Annotated in this window: 11 protein-coding genes; 6 read left to right on the top strand and 5 right to left on the bottom strand. The window is 51.8% G+C overall.

Annotated features, from left to right (window positions below; genetic code table 11):
* Positions 1-32: 32 nt before the first annotated feature.
* Together HGH92_RS19870 and HGH92_RS19865 are read right to left on the bottom strand one after the other, a co-directional pair.
* A complete protein-coding gene (locus tag HGH92_RS19870; protein ID WP_168872497.1) occupies positions 33-1,166 on the bottom strand; it encodes a FecR family protein in 1,134 nt (377 codons plus the stop codon).
* A gap of 81 nt (positions 1,167-1,247) precedes the next feature.
* Positions 1,248-1,835: an RNA polymerase sigma-70 factor gene (locus HGH92_RS19865; RefSeq protein WP_168872496.1), complete on the bottom strand. Its 588-nt coding sequence runs from the start codon at positions 1,833-1,835 to the stop codon at positions 1,248-1,250.
* Positions 1,836-1,950: 115 nt separating this feature from the next.
* Between HGH92_RS19865 and HGH92_RS19860 the strand changes: the two genes are divergently transcribed.
* Complete coding sequence (locus HGH92_RS19860) at positions 1,951-2,793, top strand: alpha/beta fold hydrolase (RefSeq protein ID WP_168872495.1); 843 nt, start codon at positions 1,951-1,953, stop codon at positions 2,791-2,793.
* Positions 2,794-2,797: 4 nt separating this feature from the next.
* Here the strand turns inward: HGH92_RS19860 and HGH92_RS19855 are convergent, their stop codons facing one another.
* From HGH92_RS19855 to HGH92_RS19845, 3 genes are all read right to left on the bottom strand, one after another.
* Positions 2,798-4,318: an FAD-dependent oxidoreductase gene (locus HGH92_RS19855; protein WP_168872494.1), complete on the bottom strand. Its 1,521-nt coding sequence runs from the start codon at positions 4,316-4,318 to the stop codon at positions 2,798-2,800.
* A gap of 57 nt (positions 4,319-4,375) precedes the next feature.
* A complete protein-coding gene (locus tag HGH92_RS19850) occupies positions 4,376-5,713 on the bottom strand; it encodes a hypothetical protein (protein ID WP_168872493.1) in 1,338 nt (445 codons plus the stop codon).
* Between the two features lie 96 nt (positions 5,714-5,809).
* A complete protein-coding gene (locus HGH92_RS19845) occupies positions 5,810-6,505 on the bottom strand; it encodes a DUF4304 domain-containing protein (protein WP_168872492.1) in 696 nt (231 codons plus the stop codon).
* A gap of 73 nt (positions 6,506-6,578) precedes the next feature.
* Between HGH92_RS19845 and HGH92_RS19840 the strand changes: the two genes are divergently transcribed.
* The 5 genes from HGH92_RS19840 (at position 6,579) to HGH92_RS19820 (ending at position 10,997) form a co-directional block, all read left to right on the top strand.
* Positions 6,579-7,004: a hypothetical protein gene (locus HGH92_RS19840; RefSeq protein WP_168872491.1), complete on the top strand. Its 426-nt coding sequence runs from the start codon at positions 6,579-6,581 to the stop codon at positions 7,002-7,004.
* A gap of 67 nt (positions 7,005-7,071) precedes the next feature.
* A complete protein-coding gene (locus tag HGH92_RS19835) occupies positions 7,072-7,407 on the top strand; it encodes a hypothetical protein (protein ID WP_168872490.1) in 336 nt (111 codons plus the stop codon).
* A gap of 57 nt (positions 7,408-7,464) precedes the next feature.
* Complete coding sequence (locus HGH92_RS19830) at positions 7,465-8,175, top strand: ABC transporter ATP-binding protein (protein WP_168872489.1); 711 nt, start codon at positions 7,465-7,467, stop codon at positions 8,173-8,175.
* A gap of 13 nt (positions 8,176-8,188) precedes the next feature.
* On the top strand, positions 8,189-9,568 hold the full coding sequence (locus HGH92_RS19825; RefSeq protein ID WP_168872488.1) for a DUF3526 domain-containing protein: 1,380 nt from the start codon (positions 8,189-8,191) through the stop codon (positions 9,566-9,568).
* The gene (locus tag HGH92_RS19820) at positions 9,552-10,997 is read left to right on the top strand and encodes a DUF3526 domain-containing protein (protein ID WP_168872487.1); all 1,446 of its coding nucleotides are present in this window, start codon (positions 9,552-9,554) and stop codon (positions 10,995-10,997) included. The genes HGH92_RS19825 and HGH92_RS19820 overlap by 17 nt, the downstream gene beginning before the upstream one ends.
* Positions 10,998-10,999: the final 2 nt, after the last annotated feature.

Raw genomic sequence — 10,999 nt, 5'->3', positions numbered from 1 at the left:
TACAGGACAGTACAAAAGGACTGGTGTATGATCTACTTTATTACGGTTACTTTCCGTCCTTCAATTTTGAAATGCACGAGATTGGTCATCTCCAGCAGGTTCAGTAATCGGGATACCGGAACATCCCTCGGAATTTTAGCAACAAAGGCATCTTTAACATCTGTCTGATAGACGACGTCAATATCATAATATCGTTGTAACTCTGACATGATAGCGGTGATGTCAGCGCCATTAAAATAAAACATCCCGTCTTTCCAGGCAGTGGCCTGTTGCAGGTCGGCAGGGGAAAGCTGCACGGCGCCTTTTGTGTTGACGGCCGCCTGCTCACCCGGGTGCAGCAGCTGCGAGGCCTTGCCGGTATTGACTTTCACTGCGCCGCTAAGAAGGGCCACCTGCATATCGCTGCTATCGCGGAAGGCGCGTACGTTAAAGGTGGTGCCCAATACATCGATGGTGGTATTATTGGTGGTGGATGTTACACTGAAAGGCTGGTTGCTGTTGCGGGCCACTTCAAAATAAGCCTGTCCGGACACAAACACTTCCCGTTTGCCGCCATAAAAGGCCGTGGGGTATGTCAACACAGCACCCGCGTCCAGCCATACTTTGGTGCCGTCTGCCAGTATCACGGTGAGGGGCCTGCTTCCCGGCGGCAGCTGTAAGGTATTAAAGCTGCCGGCGTTGTCTGTGCCGGCATATACGATCTGACCGCTGGCATTTTTAGAGACCTGTACCTGTCCCTGCACGGCCAGCATACCGTTGCCTGCGCTGTCCAGCTGTATCTGCCGGCCGTTGCCCAATGTCAGTACAGCATGGTTGCCGGCCGGCGCCGGAATATCATTCCGGAAGCGGAGAGCCTGCGGTTGTAGCGGGCCCGCTTGCCGATGTTGCAGGAAATAATACCCGCTTCCCATCAGCAAGGCCACTACCGCAGCCGCGGCCCATTTATACCAGTATACTTTTTTCGCGGGACGACGGCGGTCAAGCACAGGTTGTAACCGCTGACGGATCAACTCCTCCAGCTGCTGCCTGTTGCCCAGCACCAACTCGTCCCAGTCGCCCTGCTCCTGAAAAGCGTTGAACAACTGGTTGTATTGCATCATCTCCGCGTCTGTAGCCGTACCGGATGCAATTTTTTCCGCTAATAATATGGCTTCCTCTTTTCTCATATATAGCCCGTCCTATACATAGGCACTTGCAAAAACACACACCCTTAAAAACAACTCAATTTTTTTTTTGAGATGGGCAAATTAATGACAGGTCACGATGGGAAGTAGTAACAAGGCGAGCAGGTGAGGGTCCACGGCTGCCCGGATGCGCTTCAGCGCGATGGTCTTTTGCGCTTCGACAGTTTTGATAGAAATATTCAATAAATCAGCTATCTGTTGATTTGTTAGCTGGCCATCCCGGCTCAGGAGAAAAATCTCCCGGCACTTTTCGGGAAGGCTGTTCACCACCTGCGTGATGATCACTTTCAGGTCATTCAGCTCCAGGAAGTCCTGCGGGCCGGGCGTTTCCGGCAGCGACAGGCCAGCCAGCGCGGTATAAAACTCGTCCCGGATTTTGCCGGAACGGATGTAATTGGCCACTTTAAAGCGGACAGCACTCCGCAGATATGAAGGAACAGTCTGTATTTCCAGCTCTTCCCGCTTTTCCCACAGCCAGGCAAAAATATCCTGTACAATGTCCATACAGGCATTCTGATCGCGCAGCAGGTAAAAAGCGGCCTGATACATGCCAGACCAGTGGCGGGAGTAAAGCAGATCAAAGGCCGCCACCTCTCCCCTCTTCAGCAGACTTATCAGCTCCAAATCACTATAGGCATCACTCCTTATCAAATTATTCCTTTTTTCAGGCACTAAAATAAAAAAAGCCCGCTAATTATTCACGTGTCTGTCAACAACCGGCAGGACAACGGCGTAAATTTTGTCGCAGCTTTTCTAAAGCGATTTTATGTTTGAACATCTGCATGTTAGTGTAAACGGCCGGGATATGCATGTGGTGGCGGCGGGGGAAAAATCATCACCCGCTGTGATGTTATTGCACGGCTATCCACAATCATGGTCTGCTTTTGAAGAAGTTATGAAACTGTTGTCAACCGATTACTACGTATTGGCCGTTGACCTTCCGGGCATTGGCAGCTCTGCGGACATAGGCGACTATTGCAAAAAGGCCATCGCTGCACATCTGGCCAAACTAATAACGTCGCTGGGTTTGTCACGCGTGGTACTGGCGGGACATGATATTGGCGGCATGGTCACCTTCTCTATGCTCCGTCATTTTCCACACCTGCTGGATGCCGCTGTTATTATGAGCACCGCTATCCCCGGCGTGGCGCCCTGGGAGGAAACAAAACGCAATCCCTATATCTGGCACTTTGCTTTCTTTGCAGTGCCTGATTTACCAGAAGCCATGATTGCCGGTCATGAACCGCAGTTGTGCAATTATTTCTATGATACCCTGGCTTACAACAAAGCTGCTATTACTCCGGAAAAAAGGCAACAATACGCCGGCATATATACCACACCAACTGCCCTGCACACGAGCCTTGGCTGGTACAGGGCATTTCCGGAAGATGAAAAAGAGCTGGCGCCTGTTCGTCCGATGGACGTTCCGGTGTTATATATCAGAGGCAACAAGGAACCAGGCATGGTTTCATCCTATATAGATGGTCTTCAAAAAAGTGGTTGCCTCAAGGCAACCAGCACATTGATTGAAAACAGCGGACATTTTACCCCTGAGGAAAATCCCTCAGGCGTTGCCCATGCCATCAGTTCGTGGCTGAAAGGGAGATAATTATTCAACCGATATCATGCGGATCGAGGTTTCTGCTGGTGGGAGCATTCAATACCTGCCCGTCTATACCGTAACGTGCACCGTGACAGGGGCAGTCCCACGATTTTTCTGCCTGGTTCCAGTGGACTTCACATCCCAGGTGTGTACAAATGGGATCTACCGCATGTAAGGCGCCCTGCTCATCTTTATACAAGGCGATCTTTGACCCTTCGTAACTGACCAGCTTTCCTTCTCCCGGCGCCAGTCCTGCGAGCTGCTCCAGCTTTTCTGCCGGCAGCAGCCGGCTGGCCAGCTGTTTGATCACGTCCGCGTTATGTGGCACAAAGGTGTTGAAGCCTGCTATGGGCTTGATACGGCTGGGATCAAACAGTTTGACGTATTCACTGTGAAGCCCCAGCATCAATCTCTTTAGCAACAACGCCGCAGCGGTGCCATATACCATACCGTTGCCACCAAAGCCGGTGGCCACATATATTTCACCGGTTTGTCCCGGCAGGCGGCCGATGTACGGCAGGCCATCTGCCGGCTCATAATATTGTGCCGACCAACGGTAACGGATATCTTCAATATTAAATGCCTCCCGCAGATGTGCTTCCAGCTTACGGAAGCAGGCCTCTGTATTTTCCTGATGCCCTGTTTTATGATCTTCCCCTCCTGCGATCAGGTAAGGCTGTCCGTCCATCACCTGTGTTCTGTAGTAATGAAAAGGCTGTTGCATATCGTAGCTCAGGTCTTCCGGATAATTGTTGTCAGCCAGGGTGGCCGCCAACACATAACTGCGGTAGGGCACGCAGCGCAGATGCAGCAGGTTTACCCCCGGCGGAATATGGGTAGCATATACGAACTGCCTGCAGCGGAATGCGCCCAGCGTGGTAACGATCAGCATGGGATCATTATCCTGGACAGCTGTTACACGGCACTGTTGCAGGATAGTACCGCCAATATGTTCAAAAGCGGCGGCCATACGCTGTATATAAGGCAACGGGCTGAATTTGGCCTGGCCCGTCACTTTAACAGCCTTCCGGAATGAAAACGGCACCGGTATTGTCGCTGCGCCTGACACATCCAGTCCGGCCAGTAGCATAGCTTCGGCAGTGTCTTTCAGCGCGGCCTCTTCCTTTTCCGTTTGGGCAAACAGATACGCATCTGCGTATTCAAATCCACACCGGATATCGAACCGGTCAATATGATGTTGTATCAGCTGAATGGCTTCGGCCGTGGCTTCTTTTACCTGCCGCGCCCCTTCTTTGCCGAAATGCTGTTGTATCGTATTATATGGTACATCTACCAGCGTATTCAGGTGGGCGGTGGTGCCGCCGGTAGTACCATAACCGAGGTTGGCGGCTTCTATCAACAGGCAGTTCTTACCGGCATTCTGCAGCAAAAAAGCGGTAGTGATCCCCGTTATACCGCCCCCTGCAATAATGACGTCATAAGTCTGCTGAGGGTCGGCCCGGTTGATTACATTATACCCTCCGGCATAATCCTGCCAGAGGCTGACAGTATGTGCATCGCGTAGTATCATGACCTTGCTGTTTTTATTAAAGGAGACTAAATTTTATGCCACCCGGGAGAATAATGGTCATAGCTTCATCAGGTCAGGATATATTCTCACATATACTTCGCCGGCCATCGGATTAATCCCATATAGGCTGTGCAGCGCTTTCTCATTAAAAAACACAGAGCATTGCGCGCCAACGGCCAGTCGTGTATGCGCTACCCGTAGCAGGTCATAACTAACGCCAGCGGTCAGTGCATGTACGGTAAACAATTGGTCAGCACCATACTGCGCCGGATCAAGATTCAGTTCCTCTGTTGATTTTTCTACCCATTCGTACCGGGTATAAACCGCAGTACGTTTCATATTCACGGCGCCTTCCAGGAGAACGGCATTTTCTCCCGGATGACTTTTGATTTTATTCAATCCCCAAAGGCCGGTTATATTCAGATGGTTATGTTGCGCGAAAGGCAGACTGAAAACAGCGGATGCCGTAGTGCGGTCAATATCTTCCTCCGGATGCAGCAGCTCCGGGCTCCTGATATGTCCATGTGACACCTGCAGCGCCCAGTTACGGGAAGGGTTATACGAAATACGGCCGCTCCACGAATCAAACCGCATCTTATCAAAGTTGTACCGGTTTTCATCCGGTTCCCTGCCGGTGAACACGCTGCCTTCCAGCTTAAAATCGTATAACCGGAAGCCCAGGGTAGCCACGCCGAAGGTGATGTGTGTGCCATCATTCCAGTGGTGACTGATGGGCGCGTCCGGGTTATTCATAGCGGAAGGCCGGTGCATAAACGCCACCGACCCCAGTGCAGGTTCACCCGGGTAACCGAAACTGGCATATATATCTGCATGTTTTGAAAGCGCATAGGCGTACCCGACAGACAGTCCGGAGAAAAGATCATGCGGATGCTGCCGGTCTACCAGCGGCTGACCTTTCCAACTCTCGCCCGACTGGAACAACAGCGGATAACCGGCCCCGCCTTCAGTGAGCCGGTCCAGGGAAACCATCACTTCATAGTGGAACAGACCTTTTTTACCAACGTTTCGTTGCGCCATGAGCATGAACCAGTTGGGCGCATCGAACTTATCGCCGCCACGGTCCCCTTTACGGCCGATATCCTGGTAGGTGTACCGCAGGAAAACATTGCCGTGTACCATGTACATCCATTTACGGGAATGGAACATATAGCCATACATGGGAGATGCGTCCGGCAGCCAGGAAGAACCGGAGCCATTCCTGTTCATGGGCAGATTCCTTGAAAAAGCATGGCTCATGGGCATTGACATATGCTCCATTCCATCCTTTTTCCCGGTAGAGTCCTTCATTTGCGCCATATTATGATGCTCATGCTGGGCAGTAACCGGCAAACAAAAGAAGCAAACACAGGCTGTCACCAAGAGGAAGGTTTTCATTACAGGCGCTTTTACCTGAACATCTCACAATAACAATGCCTCGCCACGGCCCTGTTACGAGCCCTGGCAGAAAAAGCGGCCATATGCTTTTGGCTGCTATGTATTTATTGTAAGGTGATTGCGATAAGCCGCCCGCATGGTGCTATCCGTTATATTTTTATTGACCGGCGGTTTCTGTGCGGCCATTTCCTCATAAACGCGTTTAGCCCCCGCTGTTAGTTTCTGTTGACGGAGATAGTTATCAAAGGCTGCCTGCGCCAGCTCCTGCGAACCGAAGCAACAGAGAAAATCTATGGGGAGGTTCTGGTGACGGGCATCAAAATGTGCATTAAAAGCCACGCCATTGGCTACCATGTCCTGCACTGCCAGGCCCGTATCCTCAAACTTATCGAACAACGGTAACGCATAAGTGATAATCAGCTCACATAACTGAGGGATTACATTCTCCTGGTTGCTGACAGCCATGTTCCAGTCCTGGTTCTTGTTTTTCAGTGGCGTCAGGTTCTCCAGGCGGGTGGCGAATATCATACCGGTGGCGTCTTTATCCTGATGCTGCTGTATTTGCCACTTTTTCAGTTCGCCGGAAGCGATGGTCAGATAAGGCCAGAGGGTAACGCCTCCGCTCCAGTTTTTAACGCTCGACTGAAAATGAATATCGAAATACACTTTTTTATTACGGGTGGTTTTTCTCAGTGTCTGCGCTTTCTGCATGGGCTTAAAGCCGTATGCGGACAGTCGCTCCGCGATCTTCGTACAGGCTGACAGAAATATTTCCCTGGTATTTGTCTCCATCGTTATTAATAAAAGTTGGGGGCTGTTTATATAAAAATACAGTAAAATCAACATAAAAAACTATATTGATAACATGACCATCTACACCACACTGCTTGACCAGACATTTGCTGAAACCATCCCTTTGGAAAACGTAACGGCCGTATTCAGCCGTCTTCGCCAGAAAGACCTGCAGGAAACCAACAGCGGTTATTTTGAATACCTGATGGACGAAGGCGCTGCCATCATCCTTTTCTTTATTATGCGGACGCCTGACGAAATTTCTTTCAGGTATGACTATAATGTCCCTGATGCCCGGCAGGGCACCTGTTGGTATAGCGTTACAGACACACATGATCGTAGCATCACAGATGCGGGCGATGAGCAATATGTGCCACAGGCGTCATTCGTAGACATGCCGGCCGCACTGGAAATTATTACACAGTTCTTTCAACGGCCGGAAGAAAAGCCGGCCCGTGTCAACTGGATGCCTGCCGATTTTTTCGAATGGCCGTATTAAATATCCCGGAGAATATATTTTTTGCAACATTGTTTCATTTCTGAAATACATATCCTATATTTGCTGCATGCACCCAAAACCATTTCACATCACCCGCAGATTACTGGCCTTCTTCCTGATGGCCCTGCTGGTTTTTGTGCAGATGGTAAAACTGCTCCATCACCATCCGGCTACCGGCCAGGGTTATACGACGTTCCATCACGGGCTGAACGACCAGCATATACAGGCATCTCATGCCTGCGACATCTGTGACTTTCAGCTGGCCAAAGATGCGACTGTTCCTGATGTCGTTTCTTCTCCACCGCTACTATCCACTCCATACATTACCTTCTCTTTCATTACAGCAAACTGGTACCCTGGCGCACAGCAAGTGCAGGCCGGCAGAGGTCCTCCTTCAGCGTGATTTACACTGAAGACCACTTTCCTATTCTGTTTCATTTTACCCGTATCGCTGTAACTTATGCTGCAAGCTATTGCGTTGACCAAAACATTTGGCCGGCATACCGCGCTGCACGCGCTCGACCTGTCTGTAGCCAAAGGTGAAATTTTCTGCCTGCTGGGACCTAACGGTGCCGGCAAAACCACCACCATCAGTTGTTTCCTGGGGTTCCTGACGCCCACGTCCGGAGAGGCGCTGGTAAACGGGATACCGGTATACGGCCGGCCACAGGAAGCACGGCGGCACCTCGCTTATATACCTGAGACCGTTACCCTCTACCCTTACCTGAGCGGGCTGGAGAACCTCACCTTTTTCCATTCGCTCACGGGTGAACAGCTTCCGAAAGATGCCGCCATCAAATTATTGCTGGACGCAGGCTTGCAGGAGTCAGCCCTTCATAGGCCGGTACAAAGTTATTCCAAGGGTATGCGGCAGAAAGTAGGCATCGCCATAGCCACTGCTAAAAACGCCGGCGCCCTGCTGCTGGACGAACCCACCTCCGGGCTGGACCCCGGCGCCAGCAATGAGTTCTCCGCATTGCTGCGGCGCTTCAGCCAGGAAGGCCGTGCCGTATTAATGGCAACCCATGATATCTACCGCGCCAAAGAAGTCGCCACCCGTATCGGTATTATGCGGGACGGCCATCTGCTGACCATCATGGACGCTGCGGCCACAGATCACTATACACTGGAAAACAGCTACATGGAATTTATGGAAACATCCACCTGGTAACAAACATTCCGATATGTTCAGCATAATTGCCATCAAAGAATGGCACATGGTGTCGCGTAATTACACCATGGCCATCACCCTGTTGTCTGCACTGGTGCTATCCGGTATCGCCGCCGCCGGCTCCCGCCTGCTGTACCGGCAGGAGGAGCAACAGCGTGAAGCTGCCAACCGGCAGTTCCGGCAGCAGTGGGAACAGTTGCGCGCCGATGATCCACACAGTGCCGCGCATTTCGGTACGTATATTTTCAAACCGCTCACTCCTCTGAGCCGGTTCGATAATGGACTGGACCCGTTCACCGGCAACGCCATGCGCATTGAAGCGCATGTACAGCACAACATGGCCACGCCGCCACTGCAGCCTGCTGATCTTTACCTGCGCTTTGGCGCGCTTACACCCGCAACGGTGCTGCAACTGTTTTTTCCGTTGTTTCTTTTCTTCCTGTGTTTCAACAGTTATACACAGGAGAAAAACAGCGGCACGCTGCGGTTACAGCTGGTACAGGGCGCCACTCTCCGCAGCATTATACACGGCAAGGCACTGCTATACCTAAGCGTGATGGCCGTTATGCTGTCACTCTCCATGTTGCTGTATTTCCCGATGATGGCCAGCGGCAGCGCTTGGCCGCACATATTACTATTGGTGGTTAGTTATGGCTGCTATGCCGGCATCTTTGTGTTGCTCGGCCTCTGGCTCTCTACAGTGGCCCGCCACGCCGGACAGTCGTTGTTACTGTTATGTGGCATCTGGTTATGCTGGCATATCCTGCTGCCCCGGCTGGCGGCTGCTACGGGAGAAGCGCTTTATCCGCTGCCATCCCAACCGGCAGTACAGGAAAAAATTGATCGGGCCATCAAATCGGGCATCGACGGCAACGATCCCAGAGATGCCCGTACCGCCCGCCTGGAACAGGCCACGCTACAGCAGTACAAAGTCAGCAGCATCGATCAGCTGCCCATAAATTTTGACGCTGTCCGGCTACAGGCAGACGAAGACTATGCGCAACGGGTATACGAAAAATATGCTGCCATGACTGACAGTCTGATACGGCTACAAAACAGCGTACAGCACAACCTGGCACTGGCAGATCCGTATCTCGCCATCCGTAGTATTTCCATGGCGCTGTGCGGCACCGACTATGAGCATCAGTATCATTTCAATCAGGCTGCAACACAGTACCGCAATATGTTCATCCGCCGGCTGAACAATGCCATGGCCTATGGCGGACAACAAGGCCATCAGCTGTACGGGCAGATGCCGGTTTTCCAATACCAGCCTCCGGCCACTGCACAGGTATTGCGAAAGCAGTGGTTGCCCGCCTTGTCTTTACTGTTATGGTTGATGATCACTATTTCACTTTTAAACCGTTCTGCCAGACATGCACCGATTCAATAAATATCTGTCCGTAGCGCAACAGGAATGGCGCTTATTATGCCGCACCAGGCTGCTGCCGGTAGTGGCGGCCATCCTGTTGCCCGCTGCAGTGGCGGCACTGTATTATGGTCATCATGTGTCTGCAAAACAACACGCGGCAGTGGACAGTCTGCAACAATATTATCAACAACAGCTGACCATGTTGCGCACACAGCTACATGCCGACACCAGCACGCCACAGGGCAAAGCCGCCTACATAGCCGCGAGCTGGCCTGTTGTGGCCGATCACAAGCTGCATGCCGTAGCATGGTATCCACCGGCGCCGGCAGCGGCATTGTCTGTCGGCATGAGCGACCTTGCCAAATATTATTATCCCATAGCTGTGAAAAGCAGCTATGCGCCTGCGGAAGAAAAAATCAGTAACCCGTTGCAACTGGCCACCGGCAATTTTGATACTGCCTTCCTGGTGATTTACCTGATGCCGTTACTATCAATCTGTATGAGCTGTCATCTGCTGTCACAGGAAAAAGAGCAAGGCACCTTGTCCCTGTTGATGGTGCAGCATGGCGCACTCACAGGCTTGCTCCTGCTACGGTTGCTGATACGGTACCTCATCCTGTTGTCAGGCATGCTGTTAACCGGAACGGTCGGCATGGCATTATCTGCCGCTACACATGGTTTTCCCTGGCTGGAGTGGGCTGCCTGGATGGGCATTACCGCCACCTGGTTATCGTTCTGGATGGGCCTCATCTGGTTTGTCATTGCATGGAACCGGCATACTACCACCAACCTGGTATTGCTTTTCAGCCTTTGGCTGTTACTGTTGATTGTATTGCCTGCGGGTTTCAGGTTGATGACCACCCGGCCACAGACCAATGATACCGCCGCCAATGCCGCCGTGCAGCGACAACTGGAATGGGACACCTGGGACCTTCCCAAACGGCAGCTGCTGGACAGCTTCTACCAGGCTTATCCTCAATACCGCAATGCGCAGGCCTACGATACCGGCGTACACAGCTCCCGCCATGCGGTAGCCTATTATTCGCTGGTAGACCAGCGCATGCAGCGCATTATAGCTACACAGGAGGTCAACAGGCATAAAGCCCAACAAACGCTGGCTGCTGCTGTAAGATATAACCCGGCCGTATACACGCAATGGCTGCTCAACAGTATCGCCCGCACAGATATCGCTGACTATGATCATTTCCGGGAAGAAACCCGCCGCTTCCGCGAGCAATGGAAACAGTTCTTCTACCAACGGCATTTTCAAGATAGACAGCTCACAGATGCCGACTACCAGTCGTTGCCGGTTTATATCCCGTCATATGATCCTGAAAGCCCCGCCCACTGGAGAAACGGCATGTTGTACCTGTTGGCGCTGACAGCCGCCGGGCTGGGCTCCGGGACACTGGTACTAAAAAGAAAATTGAATGATCTCAATAAAATATGAAC

It is taken from the genome of Chitinophaga varians (genome assembly GCF_012641275.1).
Lineage (GTDB): Bacteria > Bacteroidota > Bacteroidia > Chitinophagales > Chitinophagaceae > Chitinophaga > Chitinophaga varians_A.
This window is presented reverse-complemented; position numbering and strand designations above follow the sequence as displayed.